The organism is Haloarchaeobius pelagicus (genome assembly GCF_051207375.1).
GTDB lineage: Archaea > Halobacteriota > Halobacteria > Halobacteriales > Natrialbaceae > Haloarchaeobius.
Window position 1 is genome coordinate 339,878 of record NZ_JBPJZD010000002.1, and the last position, 18,907, is coordinate 358,784.

The 18,907-nt window shown below is 67.1% G+C and carries 20 protein-coding genes and 1 tRNA gene; 9 read left to right on the plus strand and 12 right to left on the minus strand.

Going from position 1 to position 18,907, the window contains the following annotated elements; genetic code table 11:
- The first annotated feature begins 96 nt into the window (after positions 1 to 96).
- Positions 97 to 1,899 (plus strand): histidine kinase N-terminal 7TM domain-containing protein, encoded by a 1,803-nt coding sequence (locus ACSC1S_RS14255; RefSeq protein WP_435364893.1) that lies wholly within the window; start codon positions 97 to 99, stop codon positions 1,897 to 1,899.
- Here the strand turns inward: ACSC1S_RS14255 and ACSC1S_RS14260 are convergent.
- Complete coding sequence (locus ACSC1S_RS14260) at positions 1,892 to 2,029, minus strand: hypothetical protein (protein ID WP_435364894.1); 138 nt, start codon at positions 2,027 to 2,029, stop codon at positions 1,892 to 1,894. The genes ACSC1S_RS14255 and ACSC1S_RS14260 overlap by 8 nt on opposite strands.
- A gap of 265 nt (positions 2,030 to 2,294) precedes the next feature.
- Between ACSC1S_RS14260 and ACSC1S_RS14265 the strand changes: the two genes are divergently transcribed.
- The gene (locus tag ACSC1S_RS14265) at positions 2,295 to 2,957 is read left to right on the plus strand and encodes a hypothetical protein (RefSeq protein ID WP_435364895.1); all 663 of its coding nucleotides are present in this window, start codon (positions 2,295 to 2,297) and stop codon (positions 2,955 to 2,957) included.
- A gap of 134 nt (positions 2,958 to 3,091) precedes the next feature.
- Entirely contained in the window at positions 3,092 to 3,796 is a 705-nt protein-coding gene (locus ACSC1S_RS14270; protein ID WP_435364896.1) for a hypothetical protein, read from the plus strand.
- 212 nt (positions 3,797 to 4,008) lie between these two features.
- Here ACSC1S_RS14270 and ACSC1S_RS14275 read toward each other — a convergent pair whose 3' ends face one another.
- The 3 genes from ACSC1S_RS14275 to ACSC1S_RS14285 form a co-directional block, all read right to left on the minus strand.
- A complete protein-coding gene (locus tag ACSC1S_RS14275; RefSeq protein WP_435364897.1) occupies positions 4,009 to 4,524 on the minus strand; it encodes a P-loop nucleotide/nucleoside kinase family protein in 516 nt (171 codons plus the stop codon).
- 126 nt (positions 4,525 to 4,650) lie between these two features.
- On the minus strand, positions 4,651 to 5,595 hold the full coding sequence (locus tag ACSC1S_RS14280; protein ID WP_435364898.1) for a CPBP family intramembrane glutamic endopeptidase: 945 nt from the start codon (positions 5,593 to 5,595) through the stop codon (positions 4,651 to 4,653).
- Between the two features lie 60 nt (positions 5,596 to 5,655).
- Positions 5,656 to 6,387, minus strand: a complete 732-nt coding sequence (locus tag ACSC1S_RS14285) for a profilin-fold protein (protein WP_435364899.1) — start codon at positions 6,385 to 6,387, stop codon at positions 5,656 to 5,658.
- Between the two features lie 297 nt (positions 6,388 to 6,684).
- Between ACSC1S_RS14285 and ACSC1S_RS14290 the strand changes: the two genes are divergently transcribed.
- Entirely contained in the window at positions 6,685 to 7,491 is an 807-nt protein-coding gene (locus ACSC1S_RS14290) for a hypothetical protein (protein WP_435364900.1), read from the plus strand.
- Between the two features lie 74 nt (positions 7,492 to 7,565).
- Here the strand turns inward: ACSC1S_RS14290 and ACSC1S_RS14295 are convergent.
- From ACSC1S_RS14295 to ACSC1S_RS14310, 4 genes are all read right to left on the minus strand, one after another.
- Positions 7,566 to 7,638, minus strand: a tRNA-Pro gene (locus ACSC1S_RS14295).
- Positions 7,639 to 7,704: 66 nt separating this feature from the next.
- Complete coding sequence (locus ACSC1S_RS14300) at positions 7,705 to 8,598, minus strand: hypothetical protein (protein ID WP_435364901.1); 894 nt, start codon at positions 8,596 to 8,598, stop codon at positions 7,705 to 7,707.
- Positions 8,599 to 8,648: 50 nt separating this feature from the next.
- A complete protein-coding gene (trmY, locus tag ACSC1S_RS14305) occupies positions 8,649 to 9,245 on the minus strand; it encodes a tRNA (pseudouridine(54)-N(1))-methyltransferase TrmY (RefSeq protein WP_435364902.1) in 597 nt (198 codons plus the stop codon).
- Positions 9,246 to 9,320: 75 nt separating this feature from the next.
- Positions 9,321 to 10,082, minus strand: coding sequence for a hypothetical protein (locus ACSC1S_RS14310; protein ID WP_435364903.1), 762 nt, complete (start codon positions 10,080 to 10,082; stop codon positions 9,321 to 9,323).
- Positions 10,083 to 10,289: 207 nt separating this feature from the next.
- On the opposite strand from ACSC1S_RS14310, the gene ACSC1S_RS14315 reads away from it, so the two are divergent.
- The 3 genes from ACSC1S_RS14315 to rnhB all read left to right on the plus strand — a co-directional run bounded on the left by ACSC1S_RS14315 (position 10,290) and on the right by rnhB (position 13,309).
- On the plus strand, positions 10,290 to 11,054 hold the full coding sequence (locus tag ACSC1S_RS14315; RefSeq protein ID WP_435364904.1) for a hypothetical protein: 765 nt from the start codon (positions 10,290 to 10,292) through the stop codon (positions 11,052 to 11,054).
- Positions 11,054 to 12,370 (plus strand): tRNA pseudouridine(54/55) synthase Pus10, encoded by a 1,317-nt coding sequence (locus tag ACSC1S_RS14320; protein ID WP_435364905.1) that lies wholly within the window; start codon positions 11,054 to 11,056, stop codon positions 12,368 to 12,370. Before ACSC1S_RS14315 ends, ACSC1S_RS14320 begins: the two co-directional genes overlap by 1 nt.
- A gap of 297 nt (positions 12,371 to 12,667) precedes the next feature.
- A complete protein-coding gene (gene rnhB, locus ACSC1S_RS14325) occupies positions 12,668 to 13,309 on the plus strand; it encodes a ribonuclease HII (RefSeq protein ID WP_435319516.1) in 642 nt (213 codons plus the stop codon).
- A 176-nt stretch (positions 13,310 to 13,485) separates the two neighbouring features.
- Here the strand turns inward: rnhB and ACSC1S_RS14330 are convergent, their stop codons facing one another.
- Positions 13,486 to 15,039: a preprotein translocase subunit SecD gene (locus tag ACSC1S_RS14330; RefSeq protein WP_435364906.1), complete on the minus strand. Its 1,554-nt coding sequence runs from the start codon at positions 15,037 to 15,039 to the stop codon at positions 13,486 to 13,488.
- Positions 15,036 to 15,941 carry a protein translocase subunit SecF gene (gene secF, locus ACSC1S_RS14335; protein ID WP_435364907.1) on the minus strand — a complete coding sequence of 302 codons (906 nt, stop codon included), beginning with the start codon at positions 15,939 to 15,941 and terminating at the stop codon, positions 15,036 to 15,038. Before secF ends, ACSC1S_RS14330 begins: the two co-directional genes overlap by 4 nt.
- Before the next feature lie 112 nt (positions 15,942 to 16,053).
- On the opposite strand from secF, the gene ACSC1S_RS14340 reads away from it, so the two are divergent.
- A complete protein-coding gene (locus tag ACSC1S_RS14340; RefSeq protein ID WP_435364908.1) occupies positions 16,054 to 16,371 on the plus strand; it encodes a DUF7968 family protein in 318 nt (105 codons plus the stop codon).
- Between the two features lie 18 nt (positions 16,372 to 16,389).
- Here the strand turns inward: ACSC1S_RS14340 and ACSC1S_RS14345 are convergent, their stop codons facing one another.
- Positions 16,390 to 16,863, minus strand: coding sequence for a DUF5812 family protein (locus tag ACSC1S_RS14345; protein ID WP_435364909.1), 474 nt, complete (start codon positions 16,861 to 16,863; stop codon positions 16,390 to 16,392).
- A gap of 16 nt (positions 16,864 to 16,879) precedes the next feature.
- Complete coding sequence (locus tag ACSC1S_RS14350; RefSeq protein ID WP_435319522.1) at positions 16,880 to 17,434, minus strand: DUF8056 family protein; 555 nt, start codon at positions 17,432 to 17,434, stop codon at positions 16,880 to 16,882.
- Between the two features lie 119 nt (positions 17,435 to 17,553).
- Here ACSC1S_RS14350 and ACSC1S_RS14355 point away from each other — a divergent pair, with 119 nt between their 5' ends.
- Positions 17,554 to 18,846, plus strand: coding sequence for a phosphoglucose isomerase-related protein (locus tag ACSC1S_RS14355; protein WP_435364910.1), 1,293 nt, complete (start codon positions 17,554 to 17,556; stop codon positions 18,844 to 18,846).
- The last annotated feature ends 61 nt before the right edge of the window (positions 18,847 to 18,907 follow it).

The following is an 18,907-nucleotide window of genomic DNA, read 5'->3' on the forward strand; positions in this document are numbered from 1 at the left end:
AACCCGTCACCGACCCATCACGTACCGATATGGCCATGACAGCTAAAGTCCTGTATCGCAGAGGGTATCGGAAGAAGGGGGTGAGGACGACCCATCATGGTCATCGAGCTACACCCATACACGCTCGCGCTCGTCGTGGCAGTCGTCGTCTCGGCGACCGTCTCGGTTCGGGCCTGGCAGTACCGGCCAGCCGCTGGTGCGACCCCGCTTGCAGTGCTGATGGTCGGGGTGACGGAGTGGCTCGTGTTCCACGCGCTGGAGGTCACGGCGACGTCACCGGCACGCAAGCTCCTCTGGGCCGACCTCCAGTGGCTCGGTGCGGTCATCATCCCGCTGGCGTGGCTCGCGTTCGCCCTCGAGTTCACTGGCCGCGACGACGAACGAACGGAACGGCTCCTCGGGGTGCTCCTCCTCGAACCGCTGCTCGGGATGGTCCTGCTCGTGACCAACAACGCCCACACGCTGCTGTGGGGCGAAGCACGGGTAGAAACCGTCACACTCCCCGGGCTGGCCCCGATGACGGTCGCCACCGCCCACCCCCACGTCGGAGCTATCGCCCACGCGCTGTTCAGCTACGTCCTCCTGCTGGCTGGCACCGTCCTGCTCGTCCAGCTCTTGCTCCAGACCCGGTCACTGTACCGCATCCAGGGCTTCTTCGTCTTGCTCGGTATCGGTCTCCCCTGGGTCGCGAACGTCCTCGCGCTGCTCGAGGTGACGCTGCTCGACCTCACCCCGCTAGCGTTCACCGTCACCGGCGTCGCGTTCACCGTCGGCCTCTACCGGTACCGGCTGCTCGACCTCGTCCCGGTCGCCTACGACCGCGTGGTCTCGACCCTCGACGACGGTGTGCTCGTCATCGATCAGGCGGGGCGCGTCGTGGACACCAACGCCGCAGCCGACGACCTGTTCGGGACGGGAGGCACGACCCTCATCGGTCAGCACGTCCGCGAGGTGGTCGACGAGTCCGAGCGCCTGCTGCCACCGTACGACGGGGTCGACGATCGCACCGAGGAGATCTCGTTCGACGTCGACGGCGAGCGGCGGTACTTCAGCGTCCAGCAGTCACAGCTCGTCGGCGGGCACGGCCAGGTCGTCGGAATCATCGCGGTGTTCCACGACATCACCCGGCAGAAGGAGCGCGAGCAGGAACTCGAGCGCGCCAATGCCGAACTCGAACGGACGAACGACCGACTGGACGAGTTCGCGAGCGTGGTCAGTCACGACCTTCGAAACCCTCTCACCGTCGCCCAGGGCTGGCTGGAGATGGCGCGCGAGACGGGGGCTACGGAGGACTTCGAGGCCATCGTAGAGTCCCACGAGCGGATGGAGCACATCATCGACGACCTGCTCACCCTCGCCAGGGAAGGCGCGGACCCCGACGCCTTCGAGGCTGTCGCGCTCCCGGCGGTCGCGAGGGATGCCTGGGCGGTCGTCGACACCGGCGAGTCGACACTCGAGGTCGAAACGGACATCGTCGTCACGGCCGACCGGCAGCGTCTCAAGCAGCTGTTCGAGAACCTCTATCGGAATGCCGTCGAGCACAACGACGAACCGGTCGACGTCCGGGTCGGGACGCTCTCGCGGGCGCTGTCCGACGGGGATGGGCTGGCACCGTCAGCAGACCGGTCGACCGGGGACGAGTCGTCGCCCAGTGCCGCCGACCAGCCGGGCTTCTACGTCGAAGACGACGGCAAGGGAATCCCGGAGTCCGAACGGGAGACGGTGTTCGAATCGGGCTACTCGGGGAGTGCCAGCAGCACCGGCATCGGCCTCTCCATCGTCGCGAAGGTCGCCGACGCCCACGGCTGGACGGTCGCGGTCAGGGACGGGCGCGACCGGGACGACGGGACGACCGACCCGGCCCGGCCCGGCGCACGCTTCGAGTTCACGCTCAGATAGTGCCGTCACTGATGAGGTGTTCGCAGGCACGTTCCACGTAGGCGGCCACGTCGTCGATGTCCTGCTGGTGGGAGACTTGGGCGTCGTAGCCGTGGTGTCGCTCCGCGTCGGTCGTGTCGGTGTACTTCACGGCGTCGGCGTTGATGACGAGATGTCCATACAGTCGCTTCGGCCCCCGACCGACAACGTGTTACGGCGGGTAGCACCCCACCGAGAGGCGCGCAGGCAGCACTGACAGACCGGGTCCGTTCTCGCTCGCCACCCCCCATCGGCCCGAGGGGTCAGGTCGACGATGGATGCCGGGAATCAAGGGTCGCGTTATCCCGCCCACCATCGTATGTTGCGTGATAGCACCCGACAGCCCGTGAGCCAGGATGCTACACGTCGAGAGCCACATGACGCCTTCCGACGACTCCGCCAGCGAATCACCTGCCTGGAGCCGCCGCACCGTCCTCACCTGCCTCGGGGCGGTCGGTGCCAGCGTCCTCGCCGCGCCGGTCGTGCGCCCCACCCCGACGACTGGCCCGGAACCGGGAACCACGTACAGCCGGTACCGGACGGTCAACGACGGAAGCGGCTGCATCGTCGCCACGGTGCCAGCAGCGTGGCACCGGACCGCGGTGGCCGGAGACCCGGCGACCGGGGTGGCCGTGGCAGCCTCGCCCGTGGCGGTGACAGCACCGACGACGTTCACGCTCCGCGCCGCCGACACGGCCACCCGGGGCGCACTCGCCGTCTACATGCCCGACCTGCTCGGGGAGCCGAGCGAGTTCAGTACGGCAACCCGCGAGTGGCCGCTGGGCTGTACCGCGACCGACCGGCTCCCCTACACGACGACGAACGGGCTCGACGGCCTCGTCACCGTGCATGGAGCCTGCCGCGAAACCGACGCTCTCGTCCTGAAGTACCTCGCGACGACGGTCCACGGCGACGGAATCGTCCTCGCGACGGTGACCATCGCCGAGGACCGCGACGTCGCTGCGGCGCTCACGTTCCTCGACACGCTGCGGGTCGACCCGACGTGGGACGAGCGCGAGGCTCGGGTCCGCCTCTCCTGACGCTCCTCACACCACCGGAATCTCCACCGGAACGAGGGGTCAGGTCGACGACGGATGCCGGAAATCAAGGGTTCCGTTATGCCCGCGCCCGGCCTACATTTCGTGCTAGTTACTAGCACACCTGAGGGGAGTTCATGACACCTACCGCCCATTCTGAGACCGAATCGTCCGCCTACAGCCGCCGCACCGTCCTCGCTGGCGTGGCAGCCCTCGGAGCGACACTCCTGACGGCCCCGGTCGCCCGTGCCGCCCCGATAACGCAACTGGGCAAGTCACCTGCCGAAGCGGAGGAAGAACCGGCCGAGTACACCGGCTACCAGACCGTCACCGACGACACCGGCGTCATCAGCGTCCAGGTGCCCACGGAGTGGACCGAGGCGGTGACCATCGGCAGCCCGGACACCGAGTTGAACCTGCTGCTCTCACCCGAACTCGACACGTTCGCGACCTCGTTCGAGTCGGCGGAGTCGAAGATCGTCACACCCGGTGCCGTCGTCGTCTACATGCCGACCAGCACGGGCGACCCGGCCCAGCTCAGCCAGCAGACCGAGGGGTTCCCGGTGAACTGCCAGAAGTCCGGCGAGAGCATCGAGTACGCCAACCAGAACGGCCTGGAGGGTATCGTCACCATCCACGGGAACTGTGGCGGGTCGGACGACCTCGTCATCAAGTTCATCGCGGAGCCGGCGAACGCCGAGGGCATGGTCGCGGCCGCTATCGCCGTCACCGACGACCGTGATATCGCCGCAGCGGTCACCTTCCTGGAGACGCTGAACGTCTCCACCGAGATGGCCGAACCGGACCCCGAGCCGGAATCGCCACTCGGCGGGCTCCTCTGAACGACCCGTCGGTCGCGTACCCGACGGACCATTCTTTTGCCACCGGTCGCCGTACCAGTGACGTACCCGTGCCCCCCGAACTCACTCGCCGACGCGCCCTCGCAGCGGTCGTCTCGCTGCCGTCCGGGGAGAGCCGCCCGGTCAGACAGGGCCCGGACCGAGAACCCGTCGCTAGCTGTTGAATCGACCCAGAGAATCGGCAGCCGCGAGACCTACGGTTCGACCGCCGGCGCGAACCGCTCGGCGAAGACGGCGTCGACCTGTGCTTCGGTCTCGGCCAGCGTCCCCGAGTTGTCGATGCTGTCGTGGTCCATCGTGATGTCGTCGAAGATGTCGCGGAAGTGCTGGTGGACCTCGAAGTCCGCGTCGCTCTCGTCGCCCTCTCTGGCGGCGATACGCTCCCGGACGACCGACTCGTCGCAGGTCACCACGACGAGTTCGAACCCGACGCCGAGTTTCCGGGCGACGGCCGCCGCCCGGACGCGGTCGCCCCGGCGCTGGAACGTCCCGTCGAGGACCGCGGTGCCGCCGGCTTCGATGACGTCTTTCGCACGCTCGAACAGCCCCTCGTACACCATGTAGGACTCGACCTCGGTGTAGTCCGGGTCGTCGAACAGGTCCTTTCGCACCACGTCGGTCCGGAGCAGCGTCCCGTCCGTGCGGTCGGCGAGGTCTTCGGCGACGGTCGTCTTGCCCGCCCCGGGCAGGCCGCAGACGATGATTAGCATGGTTCCACCGCCGGTCGCTGTCGGGACGGTCGCGTGTCCAGACCGTCCCCTCGTGTCCGAGCCATCACTGATTGGCGTATCCGTCGTTCCTCCCCGACATGAATCTACGGAAACCAACTCGCGCGCTCACGACGCCGCACGGCGACCGGTTCGCCACAGGTGGACGCCGACCGCGAGCCCGAACACGAGCAACGAGAGCGTCGAGACGAGCTCCCACTCGGTGCCGACGAGGGCCGGGAACACCGTCTCGAACAGCTCCTCGCTGTTCTGGAAGGCGTGGAACAGCAGGGGCGGGACGAGCGACCCTCGGGCCCCGTTGAACAGCCAGGTGAACACGAAGCTCAGCGAGAAGGCGACGAGCAGGAACACCACCATCGTCACCACGCCGCGCCCGACGAGCACCGGCAGGTGCCACGACGCCCAGAATGCCCCGATGATGGCACTCGCCCGGAACGCGCTCATCCGGGCCTGCAACCGCGGGAGGGCGAAGCCACGCAGCCCGAGTTCCTCACCCATCGGCCCACGCAGGAACAGCGTGACGAGCAACCCGCCGTTCAGTGCGAACAGCGCGGCCTGGATGGCCGCCAGCGAGAGGTCGAGGCTTCCGAACACGCCCTCGGTTCCGAGGCCGAACACCAGCGCCGACAGGGCGAACAACCCGACCGGGAGCAGCGCCACGAGGTACCAGACCCGCGGGAAATCGAACCGGACCAGCCGACCGAACAGTTCCCGAAGTCCCGCCCGGCCCGCCGTCAGGGCGACGACGACCACGCCCGCGATGGAGAACGAGAAGTCGGCCAGCCGGGTGAGCAGGTAGACCACCCAGCCGGGGACGACCAGGTCCGCGCCCTCGAACTGCATCACCTCGCCCATCTCCAGCAGCCGGATCGCGCTCTCGACCCCGGACTGTTCGGCGATGACCGCGAGGATTCCGAGCGTCCCCCATGCGATGGCGAACGCCAGCGCGAAGAAGCCGACCAGCGGCCAGTCGATACCCTCCAGTGCCTCGTTCCGGGCGACGGCCGATGGCTCCTCACCGCGCTCCCCACCCGTCTCGACTGGCGCTGTCATTGCGGTGGAAACGTCACGCGAGGAGAAGAAGATATGCGAGCGTCCAGGGCACCCAGCGGTTCACTCCCCGCCCAGCGACACCTTTGACAGACTCGCCTCAAGCTCGTCGACGTGCTCGTTGTACGCCTCGACGAACCCGACGAACTCGTCGGTCAGTTCCCGCACGTCGGGTGCCGAGGGCGCCTCGTACTGCGACAGCAGGTAGATACCGCCCTCGCCGCCGACGCGGAGGTACGACGCCTGGCTCTCCTCGCGCTTCAGCTCCCAGCGCGTGCCCGAGACGGTCGTCCGGAAGGTCCCGTAGTCGGTCCCGTCGTAGCGATGCAACTCGCCACAGATGGTGTCACACACCTCGCGGATGCGCCCGAGGATGCGGTCGCGCTCCGCGACGACGGTCTCCGTCGTTTCGACCGCGGGGAAGTCGGCGTCCACGTCGTCGAGCACGCCGTCGAGCGACCGGACGTGCTCGTTATAGGACTCGACGAACTCGTCGTAGTCCCGCATCGCCGAGGCGAGGTCTTCGGGTTCGGGCGGCTGCTTGGTCGAGACGACGTATATCTCGCCGCCCGATTTCCCCTTGTACCGCAGGTACTGCAGCGCCCCGCCCTCGTACTTCAGCGTCCACTTTCCTTTCCTGGTGGAGAACGTCTCCTGGCCGTAGTCGCCGCCCTGCAGGATAGCGAGTTCGCGGGCGATCTGGCCCGCGTGGTCCTTGACTGCGGTGACGACCTCGTCCCGTCTCGTCGTGATGTCTTCGGCAGAGAGGATGTCGAAATCGAGTTCGTCTGTCATTGGTTGGGTGTGGGGTTGGGGGTGGTTAAGGGGTGGCATCCTGTGGTGGTGTGTCGGGGGAGAGGTTTGACAAAAGGACTCGAACGGAGGGACACTACTCATGAAAACTGAGACACCCGGACTCTGCTTACGTCGCTAACCGAGGTGAATATCGGAGTCTTTCGGGGTTCTGTGGGGTGCTTCTCTATGAACTACGAAGTGCTGGGATTTATTGAGACCGTGCTGATTGTAATTTCTTCACCATATTCTATTGGACACGTCGGAAAGAAACAATAAGCTGGGGGAGAGATTTGGTCTATGAAGCGACGTTCTTTCCTCTCATTAGGAACAGCCGTCCTCGCATCCCTTGCAGGGTGCACAGAAGAGGCTGCCAATCAAACAGACGGAGGTTCAAAAGCAACAGACACAACGGCGAGACGAACGACAACAGATGCGTCTACAGATACATCGAAACAGAAACAAACTAAGACTACCTCCGAGACAGAGACCCCCACAGAGACCTCTACAGAGACGGAAACTAGTACAGAAGTTCCATCGTCGGACTATCAGGTTCGGATTAAGTATGATGGAGAGTGGACCGGGTCAATTGGCGGAGACGGGTCGGTTCGGTCAGTCGATGGGTCAGGGACCGAGACTTTCGATGTAAAAGGAGACCCTTTCATCGTCTCAGCAAATGCTCAAAAGTCAGATGGAGATTCTGGAACTCTCACAGTACAGATTCTCGAGAACGGAGAGGTAATCGCTCAACGAACCACAAGCGCAGACTACGGCCTCGCCCAGGTCACGTCGGAGGACGGAATACAGACTGAGACAAGCAGCAACTCGGGCACCTCATCAGAGAGCACGTTCAAAGTGCGGATTAGGTACGATGGAGATTGGCAGGGTAGCATTGGGGAGGGCGGTTCTGTCCGATCAGTCGATGGTTCTGGCAACAAGACTTTTTCAATTGATGGGGAACCAAGCGTGATTTCTGCGAACGCTCAGAAGCAAGATGACAGCTCAAACAAATTGACTGTGCAAATCTTGAAAGATAGTAAAGTGGTGAAGGAGAGTAGTACTACAGCAGCTTACGGCCTCGCTCAGGTCACATACTCGAATTTCTAACTATCCGAGTCTGACGAGTACGGGTTCACTGTGAACAATACCTACCGCTCACGAAAACTGAAATGCGGGAGTAGTGGGCCGGCGCGAATTTGAATCGCGGTTACGGCCACCCGAAGGCCGAAGGATACCAAGCTACCCCACCGGCCCGCATGCAAAACAACGCCGGGATTACTTTTAACGCTTCCGAATCGGAAGACGACACGCCACCCAGTCTCACTCCAATCGGACGAGTGCGTCGAGGTGGCCGCGGAAGTCGAGGTCGTGGCCGTCGACCGTCGAGACGCGAACTGCTTCGGAGGAGAAGCTGGATTCGAGGCGGTACTCCTCGCCGTCGTCGCCGTGGACGTAGATGGTCGAGCCGCCGATGTAGCTCGTCTCGGCGCGGGTGACGACGCCGTCCATGGTGGAGATCTCCGAGGAGCCGTCGCGCGAATCGCGCCGGACGTCGAAGCGGATCTCGTACCCCTCCTCGACGTCGTCCAGCCCGGAGTCGAGGACGTTCTTCAGGTCGGAGGCGTCGGCGGCCGCGACCGCCTCGGCGGCCTCGTTGGCGTCGTGGAGCGCCACCGGGTCATCTTCACCTGCTGCATCGACCGCGTCGTCGAACTCGTCGTCGGCCGCGTCGTCGGAATCCCCGCCCGGTTCGTCCGGCTCGTCCGCGACCTCGATGGGGTCCACGTCGTCGCCGTGGCCGGCCGGGACCGCGGCTTCCATGTCGGCGGTCGCTTCGGGCGTCATCTCGGGGACGTTCGCGACGAACTGGTCGAACACGCCGGTGCAGTCCGCACAGAGAAGATAGCACGAATCGTCGACGGCCAGGAGTTCGAGGCTGTCGTCGTCGCCGAAGGCGTCGCCACAGAGGCTGCAGTCGTCGACCTCGCCGAGCGAGTCGGGGTCGGTCGCGTCGACGTCGTAGGCGGCCATGTCGTCGGTGAGTTCCGATATCTCGTCGAAGCAGTGCTCGCAGGCGAAGCGTTCGGTGACGGCGTCGGCCTCCGTCGAGAGGTCGACCCGCCGGTGACACAGCGAGTGCAGGTCGGGCGCGTCGTCGCTGGAGAAGGTTCGCTCACAGAAGGTACAGCTCTGGGGGGCGTCGCGTTGACTCATCGTCTCACTCCTCCCCCGCCGGCCACTTAATTTCGACCGTTGGTTTCGCGTCAGAAGTGTTGGTATCCCTGAGTGTCGAGCCAGTGGTGGGCGACCGTGATGGAGTGGTCGGCGTGGAGGGTTCGCGGGCCGAGCCGGAGGCGCAGGTCGGCAGCGTCGGCCAGCAGTGACTCCTCCTCGTCGGTGAAGTCGGTGTGGTCCGAGAGGACGAACACGGGGTTCTCGGGTATCTCGGCCTCGCTGGCGGGGTCGCCGTCCTCGTGGAGCTGGATGACGGTCCCGTCGCGGGCGCACTCCTCGAGAATCGTCTCGAACCCGAATCGCCGGATGGATACCCCCGGCGAGGCCTCGGCGGGCATGTGCCCGATGGCGTCCTCGCGGTGGTCGAGGGCGTTTCGCACGAGCGCGGCGATGGAGCGCTCGTCGGGGTGGAGGTTCCGGACCTCGCTCCCGTCGACGGTGACGGTGTACTCGTCGCCAATGACGAGGTGGACGCGGACGTCTTCGCGGATACCGTGGCTGGCGAGGAACGCAGCATTGAGACAGCGGGCGAGCAGGTCCATCCGGCCGGCCTCGCTGGCGAGCGCGTCGAGCGAGAAGTCGGCGGTCGTCGGCACCTCGTGACCCAGAACGATGAACTGGCGCATAGCGGGGAGACACGCGACGGGGCCAAAGGGGCGTCGGAATGCCGGCGACAGTGACGACGCCCGAAGACAGGGGCTTCAGCGGGCGGTGATGACGAGGTCCGAGACGTGGAACGTGGTCCAGGCGTGGTCGCCCGCATCACAGTAGTCGGAGGGCATGATGCCGAACCGGACGGACGTCTCGCCGTCGACCGAGACCGTCCTGTCGACCGACCCACTCGCGCTCCCGTAGGCCTTCATCTGCAGCTTCGGGTCGGTGTGGACGGTCATCCGGAGCACCTCCACGCCGTCCTCGAACACCTGGAAGAACGCGAGCTCCCACCATGCTTCGGCCGCGGTCTCGTAGTCGAACTCGAACTGGAGGGTCCCCGACCGGTCGCCGAGTTCCTTCGTCGCGGCGGCCCTGGAGCACTGCACCACCCGGAACTCGAGTTCGTCCTGGGCGAGGACCGTCGTGGTCGCGTCACCGCGCTCGGCGGTCGCCCAGGAGCCGGTGTCCGGGGTGGTCGCTGGCTGCGCCGTCGTGGCGGTGTCGGTTCCGGTGTCCACTGCGGTGTCGGTTCCGGTCTCCACTGCGGTGTTCCCGTCCTCCACGTCGGACTTGCGCTGGACGTCGGGATCCCGGGGAGCGTAGTCGTCCGCGTCTGGAACACCGTCGCCGTCGGAATCGCGTTCCGTCCCCGCAGTCCCCGTCCCCGCGGTCCCCGTTCTCGCAGTCCCGGCGGTCCCCCGGGTCGTGTTCGTCGCTTGCTCCCCACTCGACAGCCGGAGACAGCCCGCGAATGAAAGTCCAGAGACCGATGCACCCGCGGTTCGTAACAGTGCCCGGCGGTTTAGCATACGTCGTCGCCGTGTCATACCACCGAAGAGACAGGCACCCTACGAATACTAATCGGCCGACAGTGATACGTCGGGCGACGCCACCGAAAGACCGCCCAGGCTGTGCGGCCCCCGTCGAGTTCCCGGAACCGGCTCGTTCGCGCGATGCGCGCCCTGCTTCCCCCGCCGCCGTGGAGGAGGAGCACGGTCGGGAGGGAGTCGCTCGTGGTGCCGCGACCGAGACAGCCGAGCGAGTCCGCCGAGCGAGAGCCCACCCGCGGTGGCGAGGAGTCGACGCCTGTGTACGGGAGGGGTGAGGTGGCCAGTGTCCCCGAAACTGTCGTCAGCTTGAACGTCGCGGGGAGCCTCAGGACACACATGGTCTCGTGGCGTAGCCTGGCCGCGGGCTACCTCGTCGAACTCGTCGCGCTCCTGGTATCCATTCCCCTCGCGACGGCGGCCGACCTCCCGGGGTTCTACCAGCCGGCGAGTCCCGCCCGCCTCGCCCCAGTGCTGGGCGGGCTGGCCGCCGGCTGGTGGGGACTCCGCGAGTGGGATGGCCCCGGCAGACCCGACCCGCTCCAAGTCGGCACCAGGAACGGGGCCGCCCTCGCTGTCCTCACCGGAGCTGGGGCGATGGTCGGCCTGCTGCTCCAGAGCCCGCTCTGGGCCGTCGTGACCCTCTCCGCACTCGTGGTACTCGGCGCGGCCTGGCAAGACGGCGACTCCCGACTGGCCGCCACGGCAGCCTTCGTCGCGGTCCTGACCATCCTCCCACGCCTCCGCATCGGTCTCGGCTTCCTGCTCACGACAGTCTCACTCTGGCCCCGGATGGGTGACTACGCCTTCCTCGCGCCACAGCCCGGTCTCGACGGCTGGCTCTTGCTCGCACTCGCCCTCGGCGGCCACGTCCTCGGCGGGGCGCTCGCCGGCCTCTGGGCCAGACGTCGAGATGGCAAGGCACTAAGCCAGCGGGCGTCTGGCAACCGGTAATGGAGCTACTCGACACCGCCCGGAAGCTGGTCGCCACCGGGCCCGTCTGCGACCCCTGTCTCGGTCGCCCCTTCGCCGACCGGAGCTTCGGGTTGACCAACGCCGAGCGCGGGAAGGCCGTGCGCGTCAGCATCGCCCTCGAGGACGACGAACCGTACGAGTCCCCTGACCGCGAGGACTGCTGGGTGTGTGAGGGCCACACCGCCCGGTTCGACACCTACGCCGAACTCATCGCCGAGGGACTGGAGGGCGTCAGCTTCGAGACCTACCAGGTCGGCACCCGCGCCCCGCCGCTGGTCGAGGAGAACGAGATGCTGTTCCGCGAGGACGCCGGCATGGAGCCCGACGCGGGCGAACTCTTCAAGTCTGAGTTCAATCGCGAGGTCGGCAAGCGCGTCGGCCAGCGTACGAAGACGGACGTGGACTTCGAGCGTCCCGACGTGCTGGCGGTCATCGACCTCGAACGCGCCGGCGAGGACCCCTCGACCCACGCGGTCGACGTGCAGGTCAACCCGGCGTTCGTGTTCGGGCGCTACCGCAAGCTCGAACGCGACATCCCCCAGACCGAATGGCCCTGCCGGGAGTGCGGCGGCACCGGCGTCCAGCTCTCCCGAGAGGAGGGCGAGGAGCCGTGTGACTACTGCGGCGGGTCGGGCTATCTCTACGACGACAGCGTCGAGGGGTTCGTCGCCCCGCACGTCCTCGACGCGATGGACGGCTCGGAGGCCATCTTCCACGGGGCCGGCCGCGAGGACGTCGACGCCCTGATGCTCGGGACGGGCCGGCCGTTCGTCGTCGAAGTCAAGGACCCCAAGGTCCGCTCGCCCGACGCCGAGGCGCTCGAAGCCGAGATCAACGAGGCCGCCGCGGGTTCCGTCGAGGTCGACGGGCTGCGCCTCGCCACCCACGAGATGGTCGAGCGCGTCAAGGAACTCGACGCCTCGAAGACCTACCGTGCCGAGGTGGAGTTCGGTGACGACGTGACCGAGGAGGCGCTCGCCGACGCGGTCGCAGAACTCACGGGCACGACCGTCACCCAGCACACGCCCCAGCGCGTCGACCACCGCCGCGCCAGCCTCGACCGGACCCGCACCGTCTACGACATCTCCGCCGACCTGGAAGACGACCGCCACGCCACCGTCGACATCCACGGCGAGGGCGGCCTCTACATCAAGGAACTCATCAGCGGCGACGACGGCCGGACCGAACCCTCGCTCGCGGGCCTCCTGGGGACGGAGGCGACCGTGACCGCGCTCGACGTACTCGCCGTCGAGGGCGAGGACGAGGAGTTCGACGACCCGGACTACCTGCGCTGAGCGGGCGACAGGTCGGTGTCCTGCCAGGCGGCACGCTTTTGACCGTGTGGTACGTGAACACGCCCCGAGGGGATACCCCATGTGCCACCATGTAGCAGGAGCAACCACCACCCACGAACCCGAGGCCGAGCACGAGACGGCGGACGAGCACGACGTCGACGACGGGCCGGAACTCGCCGAGCCGCCAGCAGACGACTAGTACACCTTCGACTTTTTCGAGCGACTCCGAGCGCCGACAGCGGAGCCGGCGCGCCGAACCACGAAGGTAGAAGTCGCGGTAGCGGAAAGGACTCGACCATGCACTTCGGCGTGGACGAGGCGGGGAAGGGACCGGTGCTGGGGTCCATGTGGGCCGCGGCCGTGGTCGTCCCCGACGACGCGGTCCTCCCAGAAGACGTGGACGACTCGAAACGGGTGCAGCCAGCCCGGCGCGAGGAGATCGCCACGACGCTCCGCGCGGACGACCGGGTCCGAATCGGCCTCGCCGAGATACCACCGGAACGTATCGACGACCCGGAGACGGACATGAACACGCTCACCGTACTGGCTCACGCCGAGGCCCTCGACGCTGCGGGCGTGGACGGCCTCTCGGGCTATCTCGACGCCGGTGACACCGACGAGGCCCGGTTCGGCCGCCGCGTCACCGAGCACTGTTCCTGCGCCATCGAGGTGACCGCCGAACACGGCGCGGACGAGACCTACCCCGTCGTCGCGGCCGCCAGCATCGTCGCCAAGGTCGAACGCGACGCCCAGATGGCGGGCTTCGCCGACGAGTACGGGGCGGTCGGCTCGGGCTACCCGAGTGACCCGACGACCCGCGAGTTCCTCGCGGACTACGTCGCCGAGACGGGGGAACTCCCCCCGTTCGCCCGCGCCTCGTGGTCCACCAGCGCGGACGTGCTGGCGGCACACGAACAGACCGGCCTGGGCGACTTCTGACGGCCGACGACGCCCCGGTCAGGGAACCCGCGAGCCCGCCACCGCCAGTGGCTGCCTGTCGACGACCGTGCCACTCCCATCGGTCGCCAGAAGAGAGAGGACACTGGGCATGGCGAAATGCGACGACAGCCACACAGAAGGGAGACCGGCCTAATCGCCGGTGGACGGGTCGGTCGTCAGTGCTCGCCGGTCGTCAGCGACCGGAGGATGTCACCGTACGCCGGCCGGGTGATGAGCACCCCGATGAGCACGCCGAGGATGGTCACGATGGCGAACCCGCGCAGGTCACCGAGCGAGAGCACCGCCAGCGGCGACATCGCCACGATGGTCGTCGCCGCGGCCGCACCGATGACCCAGAACGCCTTGCGGAAGCGCGACTGGAACACCCGTGAGGAGGTCGCCCCACCCTCGGCCATCACCTCGTCGGCGATGATGATGAGGTCGTCCACCCCGGTCCCGATGACCGCGATGAACCCGGCGATGTGCGAGAGGTCGAGCGGGAGGCGCACCGCCGCGACGAAACCGAGCAACAGCACGACCTCCGCGAGCGCGGTGAGTATCATCGGCAGTGCAACCTTCGGCTCACCGTAGCGCAGGTAGACGACGCCACTGACCGCGAGCACCGCGATGATACCGGTCAGCAGCGAGTTCAGCTTGAAGCGCTGGGCGAGCGCCGGTTCGAGCGAGAACACCTGGGACTCCTCGAAGTCGAGCGGTGCACGGAGCGACCCGGCCTGGAGGTCGACGGAGACCTCGCGGGCCTCGGCACGCGAGCCCGTGGTCATGACGAACCGCGGGTCATCGGCGAAATCGCCCGACTCGATGCTGTTGGCGAGGCTCGGGGCGACCGAGAACGTACTCGTCACGTTCCCCTCGGAGACGAGCACCAGACAGTGGCCCGCGTCGTTACGGGAGTCACCGCCGCACTCGGGCGAGCCGGCACCGGACCCGGTGAACCCGTTGTCCACCATGACGCTGGTGAACCGGCCGGCGGCCTGCTGGTTCAGGACGACCGGAACCTGCCAGGTGCCACGGTCGTTCTGTTCGGGCGCGCCGACGCTCTTCAGGTCCTCGTAGGTGATGACGGGCTGTTCCTCCATCGTCCCGTTCTCGCCCGGATAGCGGGCGTAGACGGTGACGACACCACGGTCACTGATGAGATTGCGCAGCTCGTCGGGGTCCTGGTTCGGTGCCTCGATGACGATGTAGTTCGTCCCGTCGACGGTCGTCGCCGTCGTCACCGACCCGGCCGTGAGCCCGGTCGCCTCGAGCTTCCGGTTCAGGACGTCGGTGATCTGGTTGCGGGTGGACTCGGTGACGCCGTCGCGCACGTCGTCGGTGGTCACCGGCCCGCCCTCGGTGGACTGGATGCCGGCGTCGTTGAGCGCGGAGACGAACTCCGACTGGCTGACGGAGTCGGTGAACAGCTCTGCGGTACCCGCCTCGGGGCGGAGGTAGACGTCACGCAGTTCGACGCCGAGGTCGTTGGCGATCTGCTGACGAGCCTCGCTGATCTGGCTCGAATCCTCGAAGCCGCCGTAACTCACTTTCTCGGCGGTCATCCCGACCACGGGGGCGCGGATGCGCGTCCCACCGTCGAGTTCGAGGCCGTACTGGAGGTTGGTCGGCCCGGAGGCTCCGGCGATGAGGCCGGGTGTGAACAGTATCGTCCCGCTCCCGACGAGCAGGAGCGTGAGGACGACGACGCGCCAGTTCTCGCGGAGGTTCATTCCGGCGTCACCTCCCCGAGTTTGTACCAGCGAAGCAGGCTGAGATTGAGCATGTACGTGTTGACGAGGTCGGCTGCGAGACCGAGGACGAGCACCAGGCCGATAGAGGCCATCAGCTCGATGCCGAACAGCGTCGCGACGACGGTCATCACGGCCATCGCGGCGATGGACGTGATGGTCATCGTGACACCGGTCTCCATCGCGCGGTGGACGCTGTCGTAGAACTCACCGGAGCGACGGAGGACGTGGTTGTTCAGCAGGATGTCCGAGTCCACCGAGTACCCGATGAGCATCAGGAGGGCGGCGACGGTCCCCAGCGAGAGTTTGATGCCGAGGAGGTTCATCGCCGCCAGCGGGATGACGATGTCGGAGAACGCCGAGATGACGATGGCGATGGAGGGGACGAAGGAGCGGAAGAAGACGAACGCGAGGATACTCATGCCGAGGAACGCGGCGAAGAGGCCCTGTGCGGCGGTCGTCCGGGCGCTGCTCCCGAAGCTCGGCGAGGTCGTCTGGCGGGCCTGGACCAGCTCGCACTCGTCGGGGTTCGAACAGGTGGCCTGGAGGTTCGCCTGCGCCTGGTCCGCCAGTACCGTCCCGTTGGTCTCGGGGCCGAACGTCAGGATGTAGGTCGGCTCCGTGATCGACGGGCCCTGGACCCGTTGTTTCGAGACGATGTCCGCATCGAACGCGGTGTCGAGTTCGCTTCGTGGCGTGTCTGTCTGTACCGTGAGTTCGGTGCCACCGGTGAAGTCGGTGCTCAACCCGACCGGTGTCCCGAACACGACGTACCACCCGAGTATGACCACCAGCGCGACGGCGAGTAACGCGAGGGGGACCGCCGCCAGCTGGCGGTTCGAGTACGGGGTGTAGTCTATCTCCGGTACCTCGAACTTGCTCATGGACGCCGGTCCGGTATCGGCCCACCTAAGCCTTCTTATCTCCCCGTCCAGTCGTGTAGAATCGGCGCACCCGCGGGGGAGGCTTTTGCGTCGGCAGGTCGTAGGTTCCGGTATGAATCAGTACGCCAGCAGAGTCGTCCTGTCGTACCCGGCCGACCTCTCCGGCTGGAGCCGCGACCAGGTCGCCACCTCGCACTTCAAGGCGTGGCTGCGCCGGACCCGAGAGACCGCCGCCGTCGGCGACATCTGGGAGGAGTTCGTCGACGTCGGCTGCTGTGGCAGCACCTACGACGTCCCCCTCCGCGTCGAGGAAGTCGAGGGTGGCGACGAGATGGGACCGGACACCGACATCGAGTACACCGTCAGAGAACAGTGCGGCCTCGAAGGTGGCTGGAAGGTCCAGAGTCAGGCCGGGCCGGCGACCGAATAGGCTCCTGAAGACGAGAACTCAGTCCGGCAGGTACCGCACGTTCAACACGCCGTCTTCCACCGAGCGCCGGACTTCGACGCGAATCGCGTTCACCCGCGCCGCCCGGGCGACCGTCTCGGGGTCCTCCAGCACGTCTGCTGCGGCCTGTTCGGTCTGCTCCGGCGGCACAGAGAGCACGTGAATCTCGCCGGTGCCGGCGCGCTCGACGCGCTCGATGTCACCAGTCTCTAGCCCCTCGGCGATTTCCATCGCCTGCGTCGTCGGGGAGAGGTCGCTGTCGACCAGTTCGATGGTGTGGCAGTAGTCCTCCTCGACGACCTCCCAGACGACCTCCATCGGCGGGACGGGCGCGATGGTCGCGCCGAGCACCTGGTGGCGCTCGTAGCCGTCGTTCTCGCCGAGGGTGTGAATCTGGCCGGTGTCCACGTCGCGCAGGACGGCCGAGCCCTCGTCAGCTTCGGTCACGAGGAACGTCGCGGTCTTCTCGCTCATGTCCCGAGGCTAGCGGTCAGGCCTTTTCCGGGTTTCGTCGTCGGCCCAGCAGGAGCATCAGCGCCCCGACCAGTACCGGCGGGAGCGGGCTGGAGAGCGGCGGCATCGCATAGAGCAGGCTGACGACGGGCGCGAACAGGCCACCGGGCGCGGGGCGAGTGACCGTCTCGCCGTCGAGGGTGAACTCCGGCGGCATGGAGATGACGAGCGCGAGATAGAGCGAGAGCAGGAACAGGAACCCCGTCGCCGCCATCAGCAGGTCGTAGCGCGTGTCGCTCCCGACCCGGCGGTGTCGGCGGGCGACGAACAGCACCGGGGCGAGGACGGGTGCGACGACGAGCAGCCCGAAGAAGATGTAGAACGCCCGGAGGAAGGTGAACGTCCCCCCGACCGACCCGAGCGTGTTCGCCACCTGGACCGCCAGTGCCGCCCCGAAGTAGAACGTGAGGACGACGCCGAGCAGCCCGCCGACCACCGCGTACAGCTTGAACAGGCGCGACTCGCTCTGGCGGAGGGCGTACGGGAACGCGCCGAACACGCCGTCGTAGGTCTCCTCGGCCTCGTCGGTCATCGCCCTGACTTGGGTCGAGAGGGCCAAAAGCGGCGCGGTCCCGCGGCGTGCCCGGGTACGGTTCGAGCCCCGATGTGGGCATCACCAGCGTTTTGTCACTGCCACGAGCGAGTCTCGGTATGTACGTCGACATCGGTAACGCCCTGGCCGAGGAGGCCTCGCCGGGCATCTCGCGGGACGCGCTGGAGCGACTGGACACACAGGTCGCCCGGGCGCACGAACGCATCGCGGACGGTATCGCGAACCACGAACACGGTTACGCGGCGCTCGACCTGCCCCAGACGGTCGACACTGCCGCCATCGAGAACGCGGTCGCACCCTTCGACGACAGCGAGGCGGTCCTCAACGTCGGCATCGGCGGGAGCGCGCTCGGCGCGGCGACCATCGCGGACGCCCTCGACAGCGACGTCGACGCCTACTTCCTCGACAACGTCGACCCCGAGCACGTCTCGCAATTGCTCGCCGACCTGCCCCTCGAGAAGACGACCGTGAACGTCGTCTCGCGCTCCGGGACCACCGCGGAGACGCTCGCGAACTTCCTCGTCGTGCAGGACGCGATGGAATCCGCGGGTGTGGACTGGACCGACCGCACCTTCGTCACGACCGGCGAGTCCGGCCCCCTCCGGACGCTCTCGGACCGTCACGACCTCCCGTCGCTCCCGGTTCCCGACGGCGTTCCGGGCCGGTTCTCCGCGCTCTCGACCGTCGGACTGGCCTGTGCGGCCATCCAGGGCCACGACCTCGACGAACTCGTCGCCGGCGCGGCCGAGCAGCAGGCAAAGCTCTCGGGCTCGCTGTTCGACTCGCCCGCCTACGCCTACGGTGCCATCTCGTACGCCATGGACGTCCGAGGTGCCTCGGTGAACGCGATGATGCCCTACGCCGAATCCCTCGAGACCTATTCCGAGTGGTTCGCCCAGCTCTGGGCCGAAAGTCTGGGAAAGGACGGCCTCGGCCAGACGCCCGCCCGGGCACTCGGCGCGACCGACCAGCACTCCCAGCTCCAGCTCTACCGCGCCGGCCCCCGCGACAAGCTCGTGACCCTCGTCCGGCCCCGCGAGTACGACGACACCACGATTCCGGAGACGGAGTTCGACGACCTGGCCTACCTCGGCGGCAAGGGTCTTGGCACCCTGCTCGACGCCGAGTTCGAGGCCACCGAGGCCAGCCTGGCCGCGGCGGGTCGCCCGAACGTCCGGGTCGAACTCGACCGCGTCGACGAGCGCGGCGTCGGCTCGCTGCTGTACGGGATGGAGGCCGCCTGCGTCATGGCGGGCGAACTCTACGGCGTCGACACCTTCGTCCAGCCCGCGGTCGAGTGGGGCAAGAAGGCGGCTCGCGGCCTGCTCGGCGGTGGCGACTTCGAGGAGGCCGACGCGGTGGCCGAGAAGACCGAGCTGCTCGTCGAGTAACGGCGGCCCGTTTTCGCGGCCGGTTCGACCGTGCGCAGCCTATTCACCATAGCAGAGAGCC